The following is a 22,198-nucleotide window of genomic DNA, read 5'->3' as shown; positions in this document are numbered from 1 at the left end:
ATAGTCGTGCCCCATTATAGCGGATGGAGCGCCTCCTTGTGCTCTGTTATACTCTTGTCATGCGAATATCTTGGCCTGTTTGGATCGCGTCGGTGCTGTTGATTGTATCCGGCTGTGCCTCAAACGGAAACCTGACCGGCGCCGTGCCTGCAGCCCCTTCTCAGATCAGTTATGCGCAGGTGCAGGAGACACCAGGATCATACAACGGACAGCCGGTGACGTTCGGAGGGAAGGTGCTGGGCGCAAGGCGCTTGAAGGAGGGGACACGGATCGAAGTTCTTCAATTGGCGCTGAACTCCTCTCTCCAGCCAACCATGGACCTCAGCAAATCCCAGGGCCGATTCATCGCGATACAGAAGCAATTCCTTGATCCTGCAACGATCCCCCCCGGTACATTTGTCACCGTTACAGGAGAGATGGCTGGGTCTGTCACTCTCCCACTCGATGAGACGGAGTACACCTACCCACTTCTCAACGTCACCAATCTGCGCGTGTGGACCGAGAACGACGAGGAGCCTCCTCGCATTCGCCGTCCCATCGGCCCTGGCCCCTATTGGGGACCCTACTGGTCTCCATACTGGCACGCCTGGCCCTACTACTGATGAGCCTCATCGGTCAAGCGACCGTCATATGCCCACCCCTCAGACCAGACATTTCCTATTGGCACCCAACATCTCAGGGGCAAGATGCCTGCCCGATGGAGAAGCACAGATGACAAAGATAGCTCGTCGGGAGGATCGAATGAAAAAACACGGCTCCTCGAACCTAAGCTCGTCCGTCGTGAACACACTGAAGGAACACATCGTTCACTGGCACTACCCGCCGGAACACCGGTTAACCGAAGACGAATTGTGCAAGACTTTCGGCGTGAGCCGCAGTCCAGTTCGGGAGGCGCTCCGGGTGTTGGCAGCTGATGGCTTCGTCAAAAAACTGCCGAATCGGAGTTACGCGGTCAAGCAGTATAACATCGAAGAAATCGAGGAGCTGTATGAGGTACGCCTAGCCCTGGAGCTCTATACCGTCGAACGCCTCGCGACCAAGAAACAGACGACACAGCTTGCTGCCGATCTTGCCGACCTTAAACAAACCTGGACCGAACTTTTGAAGGAATCGTCCAAGAAACCAGAGGAATTCGCCATCCTGGACACACTCTTTCACGATACACTGGCCCGAGCCCTGGGAAATAAATCTCTTCTGCGGCACCTTCGGACCATCAATGAACGCCTCAGGCTGTTTCGAATGCTCGATTTCGAGAGACGAGACCGTGCGAAACACACCTGCCACCAACATCTGGAGATTTTGAATCGGATTGTGGCCAAGGATGCCCTAGGTGCGCGTGCCGCCATGCAGATGAATATCGAGGAAGGACGCCGCCTCATCCCTACAACGATCAAGGATGCGCTGGCCAGAGCTTACTTAAAGAATACCTAAATTGTACTGCGTCTGCTCTGGAACGATGGTCGGCATCTTGGGTTCGCCTCGTCCCATCCCCCCTCCCAACGCTCGACATTGTTCATACCGTGAGAGTGCGCACGAGCAAGACGTCCAGACAGATTGAACTTCGTAGACCTTATTGCATACAATGCATAGCGTTGGCGCCGCAGGAAGTAAAACCGGTTGTCTGCCCGTACCTCATGTGCCATCCACCTTGGATTATTCCTGAGGCTCGGAGTCCCGAAAGAACATAATGATTCGAAACGACCGAATGGTGGAAAGAGAACCATCCAACCTGAGTGCATCAATTGTCGCCACGCTGAAAGAACAGATCATTCACTGGCACTACCCACCCGAACATCGGCTGACCGAAGTCGAACTCTGCAAGATATTCAACGTGAGTCGGAGCCCTGTGCGGGAAGCACTCCGTGTACTGGCAACCGACGGATTCGTAAAAAAATTGCCGAATCGTGGCTACGTGGTCAGGCAGCACAACATCAATGAGATCGAGGAGCTGTACGAGGTCCGCGTCGCGTTGGAACTATATGCCGTTGAGTGCTTGGCGAGAAGAGGTCCGCTCAATGAGAATGATATAGAAGACTTGGTTAAGCTGAAGCGGACATGGACCGACCTGCTGAACGGATCTTCCAAGAAGGCCGAGGAACTCGCCAGACTAGACACTCAGTTTCACGAGATGCTCGCCCATGCTGCAGGGAACAAGACGCTTTTGCGGTACCTTCGTACCATCAACGAACGATTGATGCTTTTTCGTATGATCGATTTTGACAAGGCCGATCGAGCCGAAAGCACATGCCGTCAACATCTGGAGATCCTGAAGCACATCGCCGCCAAGGATGGACGGAAGGCGCGCGCCGCCATGCAACAAAACATCGAAGAGGGGCGCAACAACGTCCATACGGCGATCAAGGATGCATTGGCCAGAGCCTACTCGATGAAAACCTAATGAACGCCCCGTAATTTCGGGACGATGGGGTACCCATCGTGCGCTTCCAGGCCCTTTCGGTCGGCATTCAGGTACCATCACATCCTTTCAGCGGAACCGTGCATAGCGTGTTCCGCCAGGCCTGCAATGTATCGCTAGAGTCTGGTACGCTGCTGACCCTACTCCCATGCCAGAAAGGCAATGTCCCTCACGGCATTCGCTTAGACACCTCATCTCATTTTGACTTCCTTCATACCCTTCGAGTTGGACAATCAGCCGCATGTCGGGGAGGAATACTCCGCATCAACGGAACTGAGTGTTCCGTCGATCTGCGACCTGCACGCCCCTGGCACATCGATCTCAAAGGGTTGCACATCGATCTTTGCCGGCCCACTCATGCTCAATCCTGGGCAGTTGCTTGGTCCGAATTGAAATTGCATCATTATAAAAGTGGCATGTCGGAGAATCTGGGTGCTTTTTTCCTATCAGAAGGACGACCTATCACGCCAGCGGCCACGGAGATTCTTCTCCAACAGGGTGCTTACACTATCCCGTCACTCCTACAGACGACATGTCGCCTCCAATTAAGAGAGGCCATGATCTCCGTTCAATCACTGATCGGACTTGGGTACGGATTGACTCCCTCAGGCGATGATTTTCTCGTGGGTTATTTGGCCGGATTATGGTGCACGGCAGGGGCCAGCCTATCTCGGATGCAATTTCTGATGGCCTTAGGCTCTGAACTGTCCCAAGTGTCACAGAATACCAATGAAATTAGCTGCACCTATCTCCGATCCGCAGCCAAGGGCCATGTCTCTGAATCGATCGCGAAATTAGCGCAGCGACTGACCCAGGCAAACGATATGAGCAACATCAGGGCAGCCACGCAAGCCGCGTTGCAAGTCGGCCATACTTCTGGCTCCGACGGGGTGTTAGGCCTGCTGTTGGGCTGTCTTGTCTGGCAGGGCCTGCCTCCGCATCTGATTTTCAGTGACCTTCTTCGTTTGTCTGTTCTCTGCGATTCAACGGCCCAACCATGAAACCAGAATCGAAAGATGTAAGAGGTGATGAGACGATGGTCGTTCCTCGAGCTGATTCGGCCTATGACTCGAACCCCGGCTTTGCCCTTGACTTGGTATACAATCTTGTGTTCAAGTTAGCTGCCAAATATCAGATAGTAAGTCGGCCGTACTCTTCGGTCGTTCGTTCCTTATTCTTAGACGAGGCATCACGCTGCTGGATTTGACGTTCGCCACATAATAAGCCATCGGCGGGAGGTCACCTACCCGCCTGACGTTGACGCCGTGAGCCTGCCAAGGCGAGACGTCGATGGGAGACCGTCTACATGGCCAGGGCGACAAAAATAATCCGGAACTTCTATCGTGATTCCGTCTCGTTGATGCAGCTGTCTTCCACGATTACCAAGCTGCCTGGCGTGGAACAAGCGTCGGCCATCATGGCCTCTCCCAACAATGTGACACTTCTTGTGGAAGCGGGCCTGTTGGCGGAACCCGTTGAAGCCGGCGCCAACGACTTGTTGATCGCTCTTCAAGGAAATGCCGAGGCACTTGAATCGGCGCTTACTGCGGCAGAATCCGCGCTGAAGCAACCTTCCCCTTCGTCGACCGGCAATGAACAATCACGCGGCATGTCTCCGCGCAGCATCGAGATGGGGCTTGGGAACCTCGTCGGCGCAAACCTCGTTTTGATCTCCACGCCGGGCGAGTACGCCGCGGCGGAGGCCTTCAAGGCCTTGAGTCTCGGCCTCAATGTCATGCTCTTCAGCGACAACGTCGAGCTTAAGGACGAAATCGCACTCAAACAGTTCGCCCAGGAGCGTGATCTCATTGTCATGGGCCCGGACTGCGGAACCGCCATTATCAATGGCATCCCGCTTGCGTTCGCGAATGTGGTGCGTCGCGGAGTCATCGGTGTCGTCGCCGCATCTGGCACTGGTCTCCAACAGGTGACCTGCCTGGTCGACCGATGGGGCAGTGGCATCTCGCAGGCGATCGGAACGGGCGGACACGATCTGCACCGCGATGTCGGCGGTATGTCCATGCTTCAGGGCCTGAAGGCACTGGCAGCCGATCCCTCCACCTCCGTCATTGTGCTCATTTCTAAACCTCCGTCACCAGAAGTAGTCAGCAAGGTACTGGGGGCAGCCAGCGGCGCAGGCAAGCCGGTGGTCGTCAATTTTCTTGGTGCCGATCCCGATCGAGTGAGACGCGAGAATATTTACCCTGCCGCAACGCTCGAGGATGCAGCAGCGGCGGCGGTGGCGCTCGGCAACGGCAGGATTCCCGAAGCCAGGAGAGCGACTGTGACCTCTCCTTCCATCACACCTCTTGGTCCACAACAGCGATACATCCGGGGCCTCTATAGCGGCGGCACCTTTTGCTACGAGGCGTCGCTCCTCCTGAAGAAAGAACTGGGGCAGATCAATTCCAACACTCCAGTGGAGCCAGAGGATCGTTTGAGCGATGTCTGGACCAGTCGAAAGCACACGGTCATTGATCTGGGCGACGATCTCTTCACTCGCGGACGCCCCCATCCCATGATCGACCATCGGCTCCGAAATGAGCGGCTGATCAAGGAAGCCAGCGAACCCGAGGTAGCAGTAATTCTATTGGACGTTGTCCTTGGCTACGGATCTCACCCAGATCCTGCCGCTGAAATGGTCCCGGCGATTCAGAAGGCGCGGGATCTTGCCACCAAAGCGGGCAGGCACCTGGCCGTCATAGGATTCGTCTGCGGCACAGCAGCGGACCCTCAGGATCTGTCCAAGCAGGAAGCGGCTTTTCGAGAAGCCGGGGTAATCCTTGCGGAGAGCAATGCTCAGGCCGTGCGCATGGCTGCCTCTGTCGTCCAGAAGGCTAGCGTCGTCGGAGGACGATTGTGATACAGGCCCTGTTTCAGGAGAAGCTCCATGTCTTGAATGTCGGCCTATCTTCCTTCGCCGATTCCATCACGAGGGCGGGCGGTTCTGTGCTCCAGATCGAATGGGCCCCGCCTGCTCAGGGGCAGCAGGAGGTCGGTCGTGCGTTGGCCAGGTTGGTCAACCTGCTCTCCATTGAAACCGCCAACCAGACAGCATTCGATGCTTACCAATCGGCCCAGCCGGTGTTGAACGGCGTGGGCACCGCCAGCCAGATGCTGCCCAACATCGCAGAGCGAATGATCCTGCACAGTGGTCCTCCCATTGCGTGGAAGGATATGTGCGGGCCCATGAAGGGGGCCATCGTCGGAGCTATTCTCTATGAGGGCTGGGCAGAAAATCTCACCATGGCAGAGGCCATGGCTTCCAGCGGCGACATCGCGTTCGAGCCTTGCCACCACCACAATGCCGTCGGGCCGATGGCCGGGATCATCAGCCCATCCATGCCGGTCTGGATAGTGACTAATACGACCAACGGATATCAGGCGTTCAGCAACTTTAACGAGGGCCTCGGCAAGGCGCTCAGGTTCGGCGCCAACGGTCCCGACGTGATCACCCGTCTCAAATGGATGGGGCAGGTACTCGCACCAGCCCTGCGAGCGAGCGTTGAACTCCTAGGCGGGGTCGACCTCAAGCCTATGATGGCGCAGGCCCTCCACATGGGCGACGAAGTGCATAATCGTAACGCTGCTGCCTCCTCGTTGTTCCTGAAACGCCTCATCTCAGCATTGTTGAAGACACGCACCCCCGCTGCCGACATCGCGGCGGTCGTCGAGTTCATCGCCGGCAACGACCACTTCTTCTTAAATCTGTCCATGGCAGCCTGCAAAGCGATGACCGACGCAGCCCATGGCGTTCCGGGCAGCAGTATGGTCACAGCCATGGCCCGTAATGGTGTCGAGTTCGGCATCAGAGTCAGCGGCACCGGAAGCCGATGGTTTACGACACCAGCCCCGGTCGTCGATGGACTCTTCTTTCCCGGATACAGCGCGGCCGACGCAGCGCCTGACTTGGGAGATAGTGCCATCACTGAAACCGCCGGTGTCGGCGGATTTGCCATGGCGGCGTCCCCGGCCATCGTCAAGTTTGTCGGCGGCACGCCGCAGGACGCGATCGACAATACCATGGCCATGACGCATATCACCATTGGCCGCAACAATGCCTTCACACTGCCGGCACTGAACTTCGCCGGCTCACCGGCGGGCATCGACATCCGAAAGGTCGTCGATACCGGTATTCAACCGATCATTAACACGGGGATTGCCCATCGCGAAGCAGGGGTCGGGCAAATTGGAGCAGGGATCACTCGTGCTCCCCTCGCCTGCTTCACACAAGCCGTGTCTGCGCTGGCCAAGTTGGTAAGTGCGACGTGACGCACTCGAAGGAACCCTATGGGAACCTCTAACAAACTTGCCGTCGTCGCTGTCGGAGGCAACGCGTTGATCCGCGACAAGGATCACCAATCGATTCCGGATCAAAGTCGCGAGGCGGTCATCACGACACATCACATCGCGGACATGATCGCAGTCGGGTGGAATGTCGTCATCACCCATGGGACCGGTCCTCAAGTCGGCTTCATTCTGCGCCGCTCCGAATTAGCCTTAGAGGAAGTTCCTCCCGTGCCGATGGACTATGCCGATGCCGACCTACAGGGTGGCATCGGATACATGTTCCTCAAAGCCCTCTACAACGAATTTCGCAAGCAGAAGATCGATCGAAAGGCGGTGGCCATCATCACGCAGACCTTGGTGGACCGACACGACCCGGCATTTGCCGATCCCTCTAAACCGATCGGATCTCAGATGGACGAACAGACCGCGCAACGGCTCGCTTCTCGCCAAGGATGGGTGGTCAAGGAAGATGCGGGACGCGGGTGGCGGCGAGTTGTGCCGTCGCCGCAGCCAAAGACCATTGTCGAATTGGCGGCCATCAACCTCTTGGCTCGGGCTGGATTTGTCGTCATTGCTTGCGGTGGCGGTGGGATTCCTGTGATTCAAGACGAGGAAGGGAACCTGATTGGCGTCGAAGCTGTTATTGACAAGGACTTAGCGTCAAGCCTGCTGGCCCGTGGTATTGGGGCTGATTTGTTGCTGGTTTCCACAGGGGTCGAAAAGGTGGCGATCAACTTCAATAAGCCGGACCGGCGATGGCTGGACCGTATGACCGTGGCTGAAGCAAGGCAACACTATGCGGACAATCAATTCGATAGAGGCAGCATGGGACCAAAGATTCAGGCCGTGATCGAATTCATAGAAGGGGGTGGACAAACCGGGCTGATCACCAATCCTGAGAATATTGGTCGCGCCCTGGCCGGCGAAACGGGAACATTTATTGTGAAGTAATGCCGCACGCTTAGGATGCTCAAAAGGGCTACCCAGCAAGGCCGCAGCGAGTGAAAAGGCAAGACGTACGCTTCGGTACGTTGCGCCTTTGAGCGATGCGAGAACGCAGCTGGCGGACTTTTTCAGCATCCTAGTAGGTCGCCATACACATCTCACCCTGAGGGAGGGGCATATGTCCGAATCACGCAAACTGACGAGACGCCAAGTACTACAGGGGACTGCAGCTGCCGGGACGCTGGGCATGTTGGGCAACGTGAAGTGGATCGGCCACGCCTGGGGCGCATCGGACAAGGTGAAGATGGGCTTCATCTTTGTAGGCCCACGAGACGACTATGGATACAATCAGGCACATTTTGAAGGGAAAGCGGCGGTCGCCAAGCTTGATTGGGTAAAAGCCTTCGATGAAGAAAAGGTCCCGGAGACCATCGAAGTTCAGAAAACCATGGAAAGCATGGTCAAGCTGGACGGAGCACAAGTATTGTTTCCCACCTCCTTCGGTTATTTCGATCCCCATATAATCAAGGTCGCACCACAATTTCCCAACATCCAGTTTCTGCATTGCGGTGGGCTGTACCAAGAGGGTAAACACCCCAAGAACGTCGGGAGTTACTTTGGCTTCATCGATGAGTCGCAATATATCGCCGGCATCGTCGCAGGTGGCATGAGCAAGAGCGGGAAGCTGGGGTTTGTGGCGGCGAAGCCCATTCCGCAAGTCTTGCGCAACATCAACAACTATACCCTCGGTGCCCGCAGCATCAGACCCAACTGTACGACCAATGTGATTTTTACGGGCGACTGGTCGCTGCCGGTCCGTGAAGCGGAAGCCACGAACAGTTTGGTCGACCAAGGCATCGATGTCATCACCTGCCACGTCGACAGTCCCAAGGTCGTCATCACAACTGCCGAAAAGCGGGGCGTCTATTGCACCGGGTACCACTGCAACCAATCCAAGCTTGCCCCGAAAGGGTATCTCACAGGAGCAGAATGGAATTGGGCCAAGGTCTACATGGATTATGCCGACATGATTCGAAAAGGGCAGACTGTACCTCATCTCGTGCGTGGTGGTTTAAAGGAAGGAATCGTCAAGGTATCGGACTATAACCAGGTCGTCACCGACGCTGTTCGCAAACAAGCCGACGCCGCCAAAGACAAATTCATGGGTGGGGGGATGGTCGTGTACAAGGGCCCGATCAAAGACAATGCCGGTCGCGTCGTCATTGCTGCAGGCAAGGAACATGTCCAGACGGATATCTGGCTGGAAAGTATGGATTGGCTGGTCGAGGGAGTCATCGGTTCAACCAAGTCGTGAGCATAGCCGTGCCACAGACCTTGAATAAAGCGCTGGAACCGTTCCTCATCATCGTCGGATCCCTGACGGTCTCGATGGTGTTATTCGGAATCTTTGTGGCGTCGGCCGGAGCCGATCCGTTCGAGGTCTATCAGACCATGTATCGTGCCGCTTTCGGTACCTCATTCTCATGGCAGAACACGTTGGTGCGAGCCGCGCCGTTGATGCTGACAGCCCTCTGCACCGCACTGCCGGGGTATCTCGGCTTAATTGTTATCGGAGGCGAAGGCGCCGTCGTCATGGGAGGCCTCTTCGCGGCCATTGTGGCTCTCACCATGCCCACAGCTCCTCCCATAGTCGTTCTGACCACCATGGCACTCGCCGGCATGCTAGCCGGCGGCGTGTGGCTTATGATCGGAGGAGCATTGCGGCACTATCGCGCCGTCAATGAAACCATTAGCAGCCTGCTGCTGAACTACATCGCCATCGCTCTGTTGAACCACCTTGTCACGAGCACCTTTCGCGATCCGGAAAGCCTCAACCATCCTTCGACGCATCATATCGGAGAGGCCAATATGATCGGCGTCATTCCTGGAACAGATCTCCACTGGGGATTGGCATTCGGCATCGTGGCCTGTGTCATCGCATGGTTTCTCATGAATCACACCGTTTTTGGCTTCGCGTCTCAGATCGCCGGGGGCAATGTTCGCGCAGCCCAGGTCGCAGGCCTACCGGTCGGACGGCTGATCTTGATCATCTGTTGCGTGGCGGGGGCGGCAGGTGGACTGGCAGGGATGTTGGAAGTGGCGGCCATCCATGGCAGGGCCAATGATACCCTCAATGCCAATTATGGGTATGCCGGCATTCTCGTCGCCTTCGTGGCACGCAATAATCCATTGGCCATCATTCCCGTTGCCGTCTTACTGGGAGGCATTCGCGCCAGCAGCGGGTTATTGCAGCGTACGCATGAGTTACCCGATGCGACCGTGCTCGTCATGCAGGGAATCATTTTCCTCGTCATTCTCTTTAGCGAAACCCTGTACGGTCGTTTTGCGAAGTTACAGAAACAAGGAGCAGCCTGATGGAAGTCGGGTGGTGGGGAGTGCTCATCGCCGTGCTCGGCGGAGCGATTCGAATCGGTACGCCGTTTCTGTTTGTGTCACTGGGCGAATGCTTGACCGAGAAAAGCGGCCGCATCAATTTGGGCCTGGAAGGCACACTGGTTATGGGCGCCATGACCGGCTACGCCGTCTCACTGCATAGCGGGTCTCCGTGGCTGGGAGTCTTGTGTGCCGGCCTGGCCGGCATGGCGCTCGGGGCCTTACACAGCTGGATCTGCAGTTTCCAACGAGTCAACGATATCGCGGTCGGGATCGCGATGATGCTGTTCGGCACGGGGTTGGCCTTTTTTCTGGGGAAGCCCTATATCCAGCCATCGGCGCCTCGGCTACCCTCCATCGACCTCGGAGGGTGGAGCGATGTGCCTCAGATCAAAGCGGCTCTCCAGATCAATGCGTTGTTTCTGCTAGGAATCGTCGTGGCGGTCCTGCTGGGATGGATGTTGAAGAATACGGCCTGGGGATTAAAAGTCCGAGTCGTCGGCGAAAGCGCCGATGCGGCACGCGCCCTAGGATTGCCGGTTGATCGTATACGGATCCTCAGCACGGCTCAAGGAGGATTCTTGGCCGGAATCGGTGGGTCCTATCTCTCCCTCTACTACCCGTTCAATTGGAGTGAAGGGCTTTCAAGTGGCCAGGGATTGATGGCGGTAGCACTGGTGATCTTTGCCCGCTGGCAGCCGATCGGCTGCCTCTGGGTGTCGCTCTTGTGGGGAGGGGCAGCGGCCTTGGGACCGTCCCTGCAATCGGTAGGGATCACAGGTGGATATTATATTTTCAACGCAATTCCCTACATCATGACCTTAGCGGTAATGATCATCACCTGCTCTCCCAAACGAACTCTCGTGGGAGTCCCGCGTGAGCTGACCGTGACTCGTTAGGACATATCGCATGACAGACCCCGCTCTACACAGTGAAGAGGTGAATAATGGATAAGAAGTATGTCGCATCCGATCCCTACCCCTATCCATACAATGGGGATTTACGGCCCGACAATACGGTCTTTCTCATCATCGACATGCAGACTGATTTTTGCGGCAAGGGTGGCTATGTCGACAAGATGGGCTACGACATTTCTCTCACCCGAGCCCCGATCGCCCATATCCTCAAGGTGCTGTCGAAAGCCAGAGCCATTGGCATGCATATCTTCCATACGAGAGAAGGCCATCGTCCTGACCTGGCAGACCTACCGGACAATAAGCGGTGGCGCAGCCGGAGAATCGGAGCCGGCATCGGAGATCCCGGTCCTTGCGGAAAAATCCTGGTTCGAGGGGAGCCTGGATGGGAGATCATCCCTGAACTCGTTCCTAAACCTGGCGAACCCATCATCGATAAGCCTGGCAAAGGCTCGTTTTGGGCGACCGATCTGGAGATGTTGCTGAGACTTCGCGGCATCCACAATGTGATCTTGGCCGGGATCACCACCGATGTCTGTGTCCATACCACCATGCGCGAAGCGAATGATCGTGGTTTCGAATGTCTCTTGCTGGAAGACTGTTGCGGCGCAACTGATTTGGGGAATCACCAGGCTGCGATCAAGATGGTCACCATGCAGGGCGGAGTGTTCGGCGCCGTGGCAAAATCGGACGGCCTATTAGAGGCGCTTTCATGACGGATGGAGCTCCTCCAGATTTGCAGGCGTTGGGGATTACCAAACGCTTCGGACCACTCGTGGCCTTGAAGGGCGTGCACTTCCACCTCCGATCAGGTCAATTCCATGCCCTGCTCGGTGAAAACGGCGCGGGCAAAAGCACCCTGGTCAAATGCATCATGGGGTATTACCACCCTGATGAGGGGAAAATTCTATTGGATCAGCAAGCGGTCACGATTCGCAGCCCACGGGACGCACAGACTTTCGGGATCGGCATGGTGTATCAGCAATTTACGCTGATCCCCAACATGACGGTCCTCGAGAACCTGGTGATCTCCAAGGTCAAGCTGGACCCCATCATCAATTGGCAGCAGGAAGAGCATCAGCTGACACAGTTCATGAACACAATGCCGTTCAAGGTGTCGCTCTCCGCTCGCGTCAGTTCGCTTGCCGCAGGCGAAAAACAAAAAGTGGAAATCCTTAAACAACTCGCGCTGCGGAACCGCATCCTTATTTTGGACGAACCGACCTCGGTCCTGACCCCACAAGAAGCGGATGAAGTCCTGGGCCATCTCCGGGCCATGACCCTGGCGCAACAAGTGAGTGTCCTCATCATTACCCACAAGCTTCGCGAAGTGGCGGCCTTTGCTGACGAAGTGACCGTCCTTCGCAAAGGACAATTCGTGGGTTCAGGAAACGTCTCGGAATTGAAGGTATCTCAGATGGCGGAGATGATGGTAGGTTCGGAAGTGACGGCGAAGCCGAAGCAACGGACCGTCCTGTCAAAGAAAGTTCCAAAGTTGATCCTGCAAGATATCCGTGTCAAAGATGATATCGGGGTGGAAGTCGTGCGAGGGCTGCATCTCACCATCCATGAAGGCGAGATCGTCGGAGTGGCCGGGGTATCGGGCAATGGCCAGCGAGAACTGGTCGAGATCCTGTCTGGGCAACGCCAAACCACGTCCGGCACGATCCACGTGCAGGATCAGCCTTTTCAGCCGACTCGCGAGCAGATCATGCAGCACAAGATTTTTTGCCTGCCTGAAGAACCGCTCCAGAACACGTGCGTCGGACGCATGACGGTGGCGGAGAACCTCGCCTTTCGGAATTTCGATCGTGAACCTCACGCGGTGGGCGGCTGGCTCGTTAGTCGCCCGGCACTGCGCCGCAGCGCGGTTGAGCTGATCGATCGCTACAACATCAAACCGCCCTATCCCGACACGCCCATTCAGTCGCTCTCGGGAGGCAACATACAGCGGGCAGTCCTAGCGCGTGAGCTGTCGGCGGAGGTGGAGATTCTGATCATCGCCAACCCCTGTTTCGGGCTGGACTTTCTGGCCATGGAGGAGATTCGTCTGCAGATTGTCGCCGCGCGCAATCACGGGACAGCCGTGCTGCTGGTCAGCGAAGATCTCGACGAAATCCTGGAGCTGTCCGACCGCACGGTGGTGATGTTCAATGGGCAACTCGTCTATGAAACCACGTCGTCCGGCGCCGACCTGGCGATCATTGGGCGACACATGACAGGACATACAACATGAATACCGTCATAGCCTCTCCTTATCTTTATCCATTGCCGGCGAAAGGCTCAGGCAATCACGTGGCATTGGTGATCATTGATATGCAGCGCGATTTCGTCGAGCCGGGCGGATTCGGCGCGGCGCTTGGGAATAAGGTCGAACATCTGCAGAAAATTGTGCCGACTGTCGCGAAACTCCTCAAGACGTTTCGCGAGTTGGGATTGCCGGTGATTCACACGAGGGAGGGCCATCGCCCCGATCTCTCGGATTGTCCGCCGGCCAAGAAACGGCGTGGAGAGTCCACGCTCCGCATCGGCGACCCCGGTCCGATGGGACGCATTCTGGTTTTGGGAGAGCCGGGAAACGATATCGTCCCGGAGCTGCACCCTGCGACCGGCGAACTCGTCATCGACAAGCCGGGCAAGGGGGCATTCTACGCCACCAATTTACAGGAACGTCTGAAGACGCTCGGCATCACTCACCTGGTGTTTACCGGCGTGACGACTGAAGTCTGTGTGCAAACCAGCATGAGAGAAGCCAACGACCGAGGTTTTGAATGTCTCCTGGTCGAGGATGGGACGGAAAGCTATTTCCCCGATTTTAAACAGGCCACAGTCCGCATGATCCAATCGCAAGGCGGCATTGTCGGCTGGGTCACATCGGCTGATCGTCTCATCGAATCTCTTCAGCAGACCTATGCAGGGAGCACCTCGTGAATCAGAACGGCGTGCTGCTCGCGGTCAACGGCACGCTGATGCGAGGACTCAAACTTAACCACAACATGGTGGCGGCCAAGGCAACGTTTGTTCGGGAGACGATGACCGAGTCAACATATCGGCTCTGGACGATCAACGACGTGCATCCCGCGATGCTGCGCGTCACCGATGGAACCGGCGTGAAGGTGGCGGTCGAAGTCTGGTCAGTACCCACTGTAGGGCTGGCGGGGATCTTGCTGAATGAACCCCCGGGTCTGTGCATCGGAAAGGTGCGGTTGGAAGACGGGAGCATTGTCTTGGGCGTGTTGGGCGAACCGGCACTCGTCGAAGGTCATCGGGAGATCACCGAATTCGGTGGCTGGCGGTCATATATAGCCCAGCATCCCCGCTAGGACTTCTCAAACAAGAAGTCCCGTATGATACATACGGTTCAAGGCTACAGCCTCTTCGAATAGGACCGAGCATACGCCGGTTCTGTGGATCAGATTGATTTGTCACGGACGCTGGCCAGAATTAAAGAGGGAGGTTGCGATTTCGCACCTCCCTCTTCCCCGACAGAGTTTACTTCGCCTTGCCTTTTGGCTTCGCCGAAGCTTGTTCGGCATGCGCGAGGGACTCCTCCGCATGCTTCATTGATTCCTTGGCATGTTCAAGCGCTTCCTTCGCGTGAGGGTCGTTGCTGCCCTGTATCGCTTCTTCCAGATGCTTAATGGCCTCTTTCTCGTGCGCAATTCCTTCCTTCGCGTGCTTGATGGTTTCCTGCACATGCCCAGCGCCCTTGGCAAATGCGACACTCGAAACCCCACCCGCGAGAAGACTGCAGACCGCAACCGCAACAACACCAGCTTTCAATTGTGTCATACCCCCTCCACATGGTTTGATTGATGACGTCCGAACCCTGGGACAAGTATACACAGAGTATGCCCTCAGGCAAACATCATCGTCCCAAGCGTCGCACGCACACAACTTTAGGAAATGGATTGTGCTGTGTGTCCCCGAAGGGCCAGGGAGTCGGAAGGAGGCAACCACCGACTCCCTGGTCAGGCCTGGAAGAAGAGTGCGCAACTACCAGACCCGTTTCCTTTGATTATCCACCGAGTGACGCGAGAACGCCGCTGGCGGACTTTTTCAGCATCCTGTTAGACATCTTCGACAGAAATGAGCCGGGGCGGAGGTAGACGGAGGCAACACCTGCGCCCCGGATCGGTCCGAGCGAGGGGGCGGCTCGACCGGACATCGATAGCTCGATACTTCTCGAATGGATCGGAATCATTCAATCATTTCTTCCATCACAGATACATGCCGATGATCACAAGTATCCTCAACATCAGGCTCACCAGCACACGGCATTGAGGTACAGTCCTGCCCTGTGAAGACCATAAGAGCCAGGCGCTGACTCGTATTGCCGGTACATTAGGCTTGCTGAAAATATAGGGCGGGGTAAAGGAGGAGGCAGTCAACCTTCACCCCGCGCTTAGTCCGAGCCGGAGGGCCGCCTGCTCGGACGATGTATCCAAATATCTTTGTTATGAATAACTGCACTCAGGCTGAATAAGGACCAGCGGAATAGAACAAGATTATCCGCCGTGCTTATCCAAGCCGAACGAAGAAGGTCGAAGGTGGCGCACGAGAATGGAATATAGAAAGAGACGAGAAAGAAACCGGTCTACTAAGGGGAATATCTTCATGCCAACGTACCAGCTCGGCGACCGCCAATGATGACCCCACAGCTACGCCGACATCTGCCGTAGCCTGACAAGCCCAGGCACAGAATACGTTTTGCGTGGATGAACTTTCTTGACCATGGTGTTGCTGGTGCTGAACCCTGTCGGCATGAGCGAGGGCACAGCCGGCGCTCATCGCCAAAAGCACAATATAGATCAGCACAACACACCCGGTGACGGAGATAATAGGCAAGGAGCAATTTTGATGTTTCACGTACTGCATCATTCTTATGATCATAGTCTATACGTAAACGACGACGGCCTGTCTACCGACGCTTGCTCATCAATGCTACGCATTAAGACCTGCCATGTACGGCAGCTGGCGGTCGTACTCGGCTTAGGCCGAGAAGTCACGGGTCCCTGATTCAATGAGTTTCAGGAGCCCGTGGCTTACAGCAAACTACTTCAGCCTGAACGTGATGGTGCCAGGAACACCATGGCTTGCGCCAAACTTGAGCTCGTACTCACCTCGAGCGTGCTGAAACTCATCGGTTCCTCCCACGATCGGAAGCACAATGCTCCCTGCCGCAAAGTCCTCATCGGTCACGATGCCTGAAACCGTGATCTTTCCCCTGTCGAGCAACACAAACCCAAGGGTGCAGAGATTCGCGCCGCGATGAGCTGGACGGATATCAGGAGGGTTGCCGAATGGACTTGTGGTGGTACAGACGGCGCTGTTCCGTCCGGCTAATTCGCCGTTCTTCTGATAGCGAAGATCGTCGCTGAAGAGGTTTTGGTTTCCTACTCCGTTCGTAGTGCTCGGTTCTTTAATTTGAGTCCCTAACCCTGAAGTTCCCTCCTGGTGAGTTCCCGTAAGGACAATGGTCTTCCTATCTCCTCGTTCTCTGTCGGACCTATCGTCTGCCAATACCCAAGATGCGCCGAACCCACATGTGGCCACGACGATGGAACAAACCGTGAGCAGTGCTCTACCAGCCGAGGATCTACGCCGAATCATTCTGACCTCCAGTGTGATGGGTATAACGTGCACGAATATAGTTTGTGTAATATTTGTGATATACGGTGCATTTTTATAGGCTTACTTCGACTGCTTGTCTACCTACGCGTGCTCACGGATACTACACATCGCACCGTATGATGAGACCGCCCACCGGCGCGTGGCCTCATAACTTGACTACCTCCAAACTCACCTGGTGAAACCCGAGGCTGCGGATCTCGTCCACGAGTCCGACGAATCGTTCGAGCAGCGTGACCCGGTCGGCCCGAACCACGACCGGCGATTCTTTCTGATGAGATGCCAGAAGGGAAGCCAATCCACCTGGTGCCACAGCGCGATCGTTGAGAAACAGACCTCCCTCCGCGGTGAGAGTGACCATGATCGGCGTGTCTTTTCGTGCGTTGGTTTCCTTCGCCTTCGCCAGATTGACCGGCACCTGCCCTGTCGAAATGAAGGTGGCAGTCGTCAGCACGATCACCAGCAACACGAGCATCACATCGACAAGCGGAACGACGTTGATCTGATTGACCTCACGCTCCATGCTGAACCTTGTACAGCGTGAGCAGTTCACTCACCCGCCGGCGCAGGACGTTGTTCATGACGACGCAGGGAATCGCGACGAGTAGTCCCACGGCCGTGGCCTTGAGCGCCAAGCTAAGACCGATCATGATCGAACTGACAGCCAGTGTTCCGGAGGTGCCCATCGTATGGAACGTGAGCATGATACCCAGCACAGTTCCCAACAGCCCGATATAGGGGGCATTCGCGGCAATCGTCCCGATGACGACCAGCCGCTTCGTCAAAGCAATTTCATAGGTCTGCGGCGTGGCAAACTGTGCCGAGTCCACCTGCGCATAGAACCGCCACCGCTCCAACGCCACGATCAGGGCCCAGCATCCCAGCAACGTCAGCAACCCGATCACCCCGTAATCCACCGCATATTTCAAACTTTCCATGTTGTAGTTTCTTCACCTTTCTCCGTTTGACCATTCTGCCGATTATCTATAGCCGATCACAGAGATCCCATAGAACGCGCACGAATCCGCCCTGCCCGTTTCCGCCACCAGAGATAGAATCCTGTGCCGAACAGCACGGGACAGATGAGTCCTGCTACGAATACGACCCACCGACCGGTCAACCCAAACGCTTGGCCGCTGTGAAGCGGCCATTGCCACTGGATAAAGTATTCTCCTACTGTTCCATGATCGGGACTCTCGATATGGAGGATCTCACCACTATATTGATCTATCACAACGCAACGACGGGTCAGGAAGAGGCTGAGTCCCTCGATGTTCTTATGGCAAATCGTGTACGTCCCCGTAGGCTTTCGTGGGAAATACAATCTGTCTATGCGCCCTTCTGGAAGCCGCGCTCGCACGATGTCGACTACATGTCCCAGAGATATCGGCTGGGGAGAGGCCGGCACTCTGGATTGCAACTCAACGCGATCGATTGTCGGAGAGACAATCCGGACCACCGAGTGAAATGGCCTCGGCAGATTCAAATACACCCCGGACACAAAAAGTCCCAGCAGGACACAGAGACATGCAAGTCCCGCTGCTTTATGCATATCAAAATTGACACGGCGGATATGCGCCTGCCAGTTGATCGTCAATGCCGATCGCCATGGCCCACCGGTCGTCCACCAGAGATACATTCCCGAGCATAGCGAGATGATGAGCGTCAACCCAAGAATCCCCACGACCGTATCCCCGAACGGCGGATCCCCTGTTCGCGGAAGCAAGAGCGCATAGTGCACCCCAAAGACAAACTCAATAAACGTCCGTGGGAACATTCCAGCCCAACCAGCCGGGCGAACGAGTCGAACGCCGGTTACTGTGCCCGTATAGGGGTTGACGAACACGTGATGGAGGGAAAAATCAACCCTGGTTTGTGGCTCCGGCACGGACGGCACTAGAACATTGAAGTGGTAGGCAACCGCATCATGCCGCGGATAATAGGCCGAAGTCGGCTTCGAACCCGGTGGCATCGCCTGCATCACAGCTGCCCAAATATCATCAATGGGGAAAAACGAGGACTGCCCGTCTCGGTGCGGTTCGACCTGCAGGAGATGGGGATTCAGCCACTCGTCAATTTCAGGCCAGAACACCAGGATGCTGCCGGCCAGCCCAATCAGGACCAACGCCGCCCCGGCCGATAGTCCCAACCAAAGATGCACGGTAACCCAGAAATGTCGGCATCGTCTCATCCCTTCGGTTGGCATCGCAATCTGGCTCTCCCTCGTCGATCATCTCAGAATCGTGCCATCACACTGGCTTCGAGCGTCCTCGGCGCGCCGATCAGCAGCTGATCCGGATAAAACGTAGAACCGTAAATTGCATAGGTTGTATCCGCTAGATTGCGTGCTCGGAGCGTGACCACAAACTGTTTGTACGGCACAGATACCCACGCATCCGCCGTCATATAACTATGCAGCCTGATCGTATTTGCGGCGTCATTGTACCGATCCCCGACAAATCTCCAAGCTGCGCCTATATCGAACGGAATCGGTGTTGGAACTCGATAGATCGTCCAGAGATTGGCGACTGTTTGCGGCACCTCAAACGGCCGATTACCGTTGCGTGAGACGAGATTGCCACCCGACAGTTGGGAGAATTCATCAAAGTTGGCCGAGAGGAATGTCACATTGCCCTGCACCCGCCAGGCATCCGTGAGGCGCAGGGCCACGTCAAACTCAACTCCCTTGGAGGACTGCCGCCCGACATTCACGGATTCGGTCTGCGAGACCTGAGTCAAGATGTTCTTCCGAACAATATCGAAGTACGCCAGAGTCCACTGCACACGGTTATCGTAGAATTGTCCCTTTGCACCGACCTCCCACTGATTGCCAGTGGCCAAGTCAAAGAGCTGCGTACTGCGCAGGCCAAACAAGCTGCCGCCGACCGGGTCGGCCGCCGTCGCATATTGTCCGTACAACGTCACCTGCGGCAGCACATCGTACACCGCACCCGCACGCCAGGTCGTTGGTGTAAAATCATGGTCAAAGCTTTGCGCGGGATTAGACGCGCCGGTGGCTGTAAAAAACTCTCGTGTGAGATTGATATACTCGGTCCGCACGCCGGCCACCAGTTTGAGCGTATCCGTGACGCTGAATTGATCCTCCGCAAAAACCGCGATGTCGAGAATCTTCGCCGTCTGAGTCGCGGTCAGCCCGCCGCCGAACAGACCGGCAACAGGAGAAAACGGATCGACGCTGCCGCCGTTTGCCGTAAAGAAGCTCGGGCGTGTGAAATTGATGTAGCTGAAATCGATGCCGCTCACGAAGCGATTCTGAAACATCCCGATGGGATGATTGATCTGAAGCTCGAAACGATCTCCGACGGTATACTGATCATGTTTCACCAAAAACCTGTCGCGATCGACCAATCCTGTCGTCGCGTTGAAGAGATAGGTTTCGGCATTCATCCAGTCTCGTTTGGCCGTGTATAAATACGTTTGATTGCGGAGTTGGAGAAAGTCGGTAGGCGCCCACGTCGTTTTCAACTTCGTCCAGGTGGTCCACGCGCTCATATCGCTGTCTTGCACGTTGTAGTTCTGACGAAGCATCCGGGCATCGATGGTGCGACCGTCCGGCGTACTTACGATGCCGCTCACGCCGTGCGTGGCGAAGGCTGATGAGACCAGCGGCGTTCCCCAATACGGATTCGCGCGATCATACGCAATATCGAACGAGAGTTCGAAGTTCAAGCGCGGGGTTACGTCGTAGAGCAGTCCGCTCGTAAAATTCCAGTAGGTATACGGCGTGCGCTGGACGCCCATGGCACTGTCGGAGTTTTGATAGCTGAGATCCACGCGGTAGTGCAGCTTATCCGTCAACAACCGTCCTCCGCTTCCAACACCGGCACGGATCGTATTGAACGATCCGTAGGACACGAATGCCTCGTGCCCAGCCGCCTCACGCAGCGGTCGCTTGGTGACCAAGTTGACCATCCCCGCCACCGCTCCTTCGCCGTACAAGACGGATGCCGGCCCTTTTAAAATCTCAATTCGATCAAGATTCCATGAATCGCGCGGTCGGGTGACAAACCCTGCCGGTCCGAGCGATAACCCATCGAACAACAGACGAATCTGGTTATTGGCGAACCCCCGCATCGAGAACGTGCCTGGATTCACGCCGAGATCATTCACTGTCACCCCGGTCGCCGCTTGGATCGCCTCCGAGACCGTTCTCAAACCCCGTTCCTCCATTGTCTGCTGGGTAATCACTTCGACGCTGGCTGGAATCTCTCGCAGCGTCAGTCCCAAGCGCGAACTCCCGCGACTCTGTTCTTGCAAATTCAAGGTCCCGGTTCCTTCCGGACCTATGCGTTGTCCTTGCACAACAATGAGCGGCGCGGTAATAGGCGCCTCCGATTCGCCCGTGTCATGTGTAAACTCGCCGGCCTCTTTCTTCGAATCACCTTCCGTCCCCGATATGGTTTCTTCTGGTGAGGCTCCATCCGCCGAAATAGCAACAGGAACAACAATCGATTGCCACAGGGCCACGATCGCAAGGCCGATGACCCAGCGCCACCGTAAGCCCCTACGTGCCGGACAGGTGAATGTCGTACGATCACAAACAACAACTGCTTTCATGCGCTGCTCCTCATGATTATTCATCTCCGTTAGAGGCATCTAAAAAAGGGCGGGGCAAAGGAGGAGGCAAGCAACCTTCGCCCCGCGCTTTCATCCGAGCGGGAGGGCCGCCGGCTCGGACAACACGAACAGCTATCTTGGCGTTGCAAAGAAATGTGCGCGGCTGGATACGCGTACGTGGGACGATGAGTCTAGCGGGAATCGCTTATCCGAGCCTGACACTAAGAGATAGCGATGGATGGAGGTGCACGAGACCGTATGACAGAAGAATGTGTCGAGAGAACAGGTTGGCTGGGAATAAGATCGGTCAGTCCGATGATCATCCCCACGACAGCGGAGGGGAGACCAACCGCGACGGCGGTATCTGTTGTCGCTTGACATGCCCACGCACAGAGTAGGGTCTGCGTGGATGATCCTTGATCATCGTGGTGATGTTGGTGACGCTGAGACCGATCCGCATGGGCGAGCACACAACTCATCGCCATCACAAGCAGCGCGCCATAGGCTATGGCCACGAGCCCGGCAACACTCAAACACAATCGGGACATATTAGAACGAGCCATACACCTCACCACAGTGTCGTTTTTTACCTCACTGATGAGGAGCCGTCTACCGACGGTTGCTCACGGATGCTACAGCGAAACTAAAAAAGTACGGATGACTGATGGGTCCTATGAATGCTTTGCGCTCTGCCATGCACCGGCCATATCACTCTGATTGGCCTCAATCAAACTTGTGATTGAATCGCGAAAAATGCGCACACTGCCCTTGCCAATCTTTGTCCCTCGTAATCGCCCTTCCTCTACCCATCGATAGATCGTCCAGCGACTGACTGAGAGCACAGCAGCAGCTTCTCCCACTCGCAGCAATGTTTTTTCCTTGGTGCCAGTCAACGCTCTGCTTGCTTTATCCGTCATAAGCATTGCACACCTCCTTCATGAACGTGGCAGGTTTCCTTAGTTCTTGAACTGTATGGGCTTCACTCGCTTCGCTCCATCTCTCGCTGAAGAAACAGCACGGGGCAGAGACC

General features: G+C 56.0%; 22 protein-coding genes. 14 read left to right on the top strand and 8 right to left on the bottom strand.

All coding sequences use genetic code 11. The features are described 5' to 3' along the window. Nucleotides 1-23: 23 nt before the first annotated feature. The 14 genes from E8D52_09150 (at nucleotide 24) to E8D52_09085 (ending at nucleotide 14,282) form a co-directional block, all read left to right on the top strand. The gene (locus tag E8D52_09150) at nucleotides 24-602 is read left to right on the top strand and encodes a Slp family lipoprotein (protein TKB69125.1); all 579 of its coding nucleotides are present in this window, start codon (nucleotides 24-26) and stop codon (nucleotides 600-602) included. Between the two features lie 28 nt (nucleotides 603-630). Continuing rightward, nucleotides 631-1,431 (top strand): GntR family transcriptional regulator, encoded by an 801-nt coding sequence (locus E8D52_09145; GenBank protein TKB69124.1) that lies wholly within the window; start codon nucleotides 631-633, stop codon nucleotides 1,429-1,431. Nucleotides 1,432-1,687: 256 nt separating this feature from the next. Next, nucleotides 1,688-2,398, top strand: a complete 711-nt coding sequence (locus E8D52_09140) for a GntR family transcriptional regulator (protein ID TKB69123.1) — start codon at nucleotides 1,688-1,690, stop codon at nucleotides 2,396-2,398. A 434-nt stretch (nucleotides 2,399-2,832) separates the two neighbouring features. Then, the gene (locus E8D52_09135; GenBank protein ID TKB69122.1) at nucleotides 2,833-3,417 is read left to right on the top strand and encodes a DUF2877 domain-containing protein; all 585 of its coding nucleotides are present in this window, start codon (nucleotides 2,833-2,835) and stop codon (nucleotides 3,415-3,417) included. Between the two features lie 305 nt (nucleotides 3,418-3,722). Next, complete coding sequence (gene fdrA, locus E8D52_09130) at nucleotides 3,723-5,279, top strand: acyl-CoA synthetase FdrA (protein TKB69121.1); 1,557 nt, start codon at nucleotides 3,723-3,725, stop codon at nucleotides 5,277-5,279. Continuing rightward, on the top strand, nucleotides 5,279-6,688 hold the full coding sequence (locus E8D52_09125; protein TKB69460.1) for a DUF1116 domain-containing protein: 1,410 nt from the start codon (nucleotides 5,279-5,281) through the stop codon (nucleotides 6,686-6,688). Before fdrA ends, E8D52_09125 begins: the two co-directional genes overlap by 1 nt. A gap of 18 nt (nucleotides 6,689-6,706) precedes the next feature. Then, the gene (gene arcC, locus E8D52_09120; protein ID TKB69120.1) at nucleotides 6,707-7,657 is read left to right on the top strand and encodes a carbamate kinase; all 951 of its coding nucleotides are present in this window, start codon (nucleotides 6,707-6,709) and stop codon (nucleotides 7,655-7,657) included. A 172-nt stretch (nucleotides 7,658-7,829) separates the two neighbouring features. Beyond that, on the top strand, nucleotides 7,830-8,966 hold the full coding sequence (locus E8D52_09115) for a BMP family ABC transporter substrate-binding protein (GenBank protein ID TKB69119.1): 1,137 nt from the start codon (nucleotides 7,830-7,832) through the stop codon (nucleotides 8,964-8,966). Between the two features lie 74 nt (nucleotides 8,967-9,040). Beyond that, the gene (locus E8D52_09110; GenBank protein ID TKB69459.1) at nucleotides 9,041-10,027 is read left to right on the top strand and encodes an ABC transporter permease; all 987 of its coding nucleotides are present in this window, start codon (nucleotides 9,041-9,043) and stop codon (nucleotides 10,025-10,027) included. Further along, nucleotides 10,027-10,944, top strand: a complete 918-nt coding sequence (locus E8D52_09105; GenBank protein TKB69118.1) for an ABC transporter permease — start codon at nucleotides 10,027-10,029, stop codon at nucleotides 10,942-10,944. Before E8D52_09110 ends, E8D52_09105 begins: the two co-directional genes overlap by 1 nt. 47 nt (nucleotides 10,945-10,991) lie before the next feature. Beyond that, nucleotides 10,992-11,675, top strand: a complete 684-nt coding sequence (locus tag E8D52_09100) for a cysteine hydrolase (protein TKB69117.1) — start codon at nucleotides 10,992-10,994, stop codon at nucleotides 11,673-11,675. After that, on the top strand, nucleotides 11,672-13,195 hold the full coding sequence (locus E8D52_09095; GenBank protein ID TKB69116.1) for an ABC transporter ATP-binding protein: 1,524 nt from the start codon (nucleotides 11,672-11,674) through the stop codon (nucleotides 13,193-13,195). Before E8D52_09100 ends, E8D52_09095 begins: the two co-directional genes overlap by 4 nt. Next, on the top strand, nucleotides 13,192-13,890 hold the full coding sequence (locus E8D52_09090) for a cysteine hydrolase (GenBank protein TKB69115.1): 699 nt from the start codon (nucleotides 13,192-13,194) through the stop codon (nucleotides 13,888-13,890). The genes E8D52_09095 and E8D52_09090 overlap by 4 nt, the downstream gene beginning before the upstream one ends. A gap of 38 nt (nucleotides 13,891-13,928) precedes the next feature. Further along, nucleotides 13,929-14,282: a glutamyl-tRNA amidotransferase gene (locus E8D52_09085; protein TKB69458.1), complete on the top strand. Its 354-nt coding sequence runs from the start codon at nucleotides 13,929-13,931 to the stop codon at nucleotides 14,280-14,282. A 169-nt stretch (nucleotides 14,283-14,451) separates the two neighbouring features. Here the strand turns inward: E8D52_09085 and E8D52_09080 are convergent, their stop codons facing one another. The 8 genes from E8D52_09080 to E8D52_09045 form a co-directional block, all read right to left on the bottom strand. Continuing rightward, on the bottom strand, nucleotides 14,452-14,751 hold the full coding sequence (locus E8D52_09080) for a hypothetical protein (protein TKB69114.1): 300 nt from the start codon (nucleotides 14,749-14,751) through the stop codon (nucleotides 14,452-14,454). Nucleotides 14,752-16,014: 1,263 nt separating this feature from the next. Then, nucleotides 16,015-16,572, bottom strand: coding sequence for a hypothetical protein (locus E8D52_09075; GenBank protein ID TKB69113.1), 558 nt, complete (start codon nucleotides 16,570-16,572; stop codon nucleotides 16,015-16,017). Nucleotides 16,573-16,738: 166 nt separating this feature from the next. Next, entirely contained in the window at nucleotides 16,739-17,113 is a 375-nt protein-coding gene (locus E8D52_09070) for a biopolymer transporter ExbD (GenBank protein ID TKB69112.1), read from the bottom strand. Next, complete coding sequence (gene exbB / locus E8D52_09065; protein ID TKB69111.1) at nucleotides 17,103-17,528, bottom strand: TonB-system energizer ExbB; 426 nt, start codon at nucleotides 17,526-17,528, stop codon at nucleotides 17,103-17,105. The genes E8D52_09070 and exbB overlap by 11 nt, the downstream gene beginning before the upstream one ends. Before the next feature lie 56 nt (nucleotides 17,529-17,584). Next, nucleotides 17,585-18,796, bottom strand: coding sequence for a PepSY domain-containing protein (locus tag E8D52_09060; GenBank protein ID TKB69110.1), 1,212 nt, complete (start codon nucleotides 18,794-18,796; stop codon nucleotides 17,585-17,587). 29 nt (nucleotides 18,797-18,825) lie between these two features. Further along, nucleotides 18,826-21,207: a TonB-dependent receptor gene (locus E8D52_09055; GenBank protein ID TKB69109.1), complete on the bottom strand. Its 2,382-nt coding sequence runs from the start codon at nucleotides 21,205-21,207 to the stop codon at nucleotides 18,826-18,828. Between the two features lie 182 nt (nucleotides 21,208-21,389). Next, nucleotides 21,390-21,731, bottom strand: a complete 342-nt coding sequence (locus E8D52_09050; protein TKB69108.1) for a hypothetical protein — start codon at nucleotides 21,729-21,731, stop codon at nucleotides 21,390-21,392. Between the two features lie 108 nt (nucleotides 21,732-21,839). Beyond that, nucleotides 21,840-22,085 (bottom strand): helix-turn-helix domain-containing protein, encoded by a 246-nt coding sequence (locus E8D52_09045; GenBank protein TKB69107.1) that lies wholly within the window; start codon nucleotides 22,083-22,085, stop codon nucleotides 21,840-21,842. Between the last annotated feature and the right edge of the window lie 113 nt (nucleotides 22,086-22,198).

This window comes from Nitrospira sp. (assembly GCA_005116745.1).
GTDB lineage: Bacteria > Nitrospirota > Nitrospiria > Nitrospirales > Nitrospiraceae > Nitrospira_D.
This window is presented reverse-complemented; position numbering and strand designations above follow the sequence as displayed.

Coding starts and splice junctions, on each gene's coding strand:
- E8D52_09075 (TKB69113.1), bottom strand. CDS start 16,572: ATGATTCGGCGTAGATCCTCGGCTGGTAGAGCACTGCTCACGGTTTGT.
- E8D52_09145 (TKB69124.1), top strand. CDS start 631: ATGCCCACCCCTCAGACCAGACATTTCCTATTGGCACCCAACATCTCA.
- fdrA (TKB69121.1), top strand. CDS start 3,723: ATGGCCAGGGCGACAAAAATAATCCGGAACTTCTATCGTGATTCCGTC.
- E8D52_09105 (TKB69118.1), top strand. CDS start 10,027: ATGGAAGTCGGGTGGTGGGGAGTGCTCATCGCCGTGCTCGGCGGAGCG.
- E8D52_09085 (TKB69458.1), top strand. CDS start 13,929: ATGCGAGGACTCAAACTTAACCACAACATGGTGGCGGCCAAGGCAACG.
- E8D52_09070 (TKB69112.1), bottom strand. CDS start 17,113: ATGGAGCGTGAGGTCAATCAGATCAACGTCGTTCCGCTTGTCGATGTG.
- E8D52_09150 (TKB69125.1), top strand. CDS start 24: ATGGAGCGCCTCCTTGTGCTCTGTTATACTCTTGTCATGCGAATATCT.
- E8D52_09055 (TKB69109.1), bottom strand. CDS start 21,207: ATGCCTCTAACGGAGATGAATAATCATGAGGAGCAGCGCATGAAAGCA.
- E8D52_09050 (TKB69108.1), bottom strand. CDS start 21,731: ATGGCTCGTTCTAATATGTCCCGATTGTGTTTGAGTGTTGCCGGGCTC.
- E8D52_09115 (TKB69119.1), top strand. CDS start 7,830: ATGTCCGAATCACGCAAACTGACGAGACGCCAAGTACTACAGGGGACT.
- E8D52_09090 (TKB69115.1), top strand. CDS start 13,192: ATGAATACCGTCATAGCCTCTCCTTATCTTTATCCATTGCCGGCGAAA.
- E8D52_09080 (TKB69114.1), bottom strand. CDS start 14,751: ATGACACAATTGAAAGCTGGTGTTGTTGCGGTTGCGGTCTGCAGTCTT.
- E8D52_09095 (TKB69116.1), top strand. CDS start 11,672: ATGACGGATGGAGCTCCTCCAGATTTGCAGGCGTTGGGGATTACCAAA.
- E8D52_09110 (TKB69459.1), top strand. CDS start 9,041: ATGGTGTTATTCGGAATCTTTGTGGCGTCGGCCGGAGCCGATCCGTTC.
- E8D52_09135 (TKB69122.1), top strand. CDS start 2,833: ATGTCGGAGAATCTGGGTGCTTTTTTCCTATCAGAAGGACGACCTATC.
- E8D52_09140 (TKB69123.1), top strand. CDS start 1,688: ATGATTCGAAACGACCGAATGGTGGAAAGAGAACCATCCAACCTGAGT.
- E8D52_09060 (TKB69110.1), bottom strand. CDS start 18,796: ATGCCAACCGAAGGGATGAGACGATGCCGACATTTCTGGGTTACCGTG.
- exbB (TKB69111.1), bottom strand. CDS start 17,528: ATGGAAAGTTTGAAATATGCGGTGGATTACGGGGTGATCGGGTTGCTG.
- arcC (TKB69120.1), top strand. CDS start 6,707: ATGGGAACCTCTAACAAACTTGCCGTCGTCGCTGTCGGAGGCAACGCG.
- E8D52_09100 (TKB69117.1), top strand. CDS start 10,992: ATGGATAAGAAGTATGTCGCATCCGATCCCTACCCCTATCCATACAAT.
- E8D52_09045 (TKB69107.1), bottom strand. CDS start 22,085: ATGACGGATAAAGCAAGCAGAGCGTTGACTGGCACCAAGGAAAAAACA.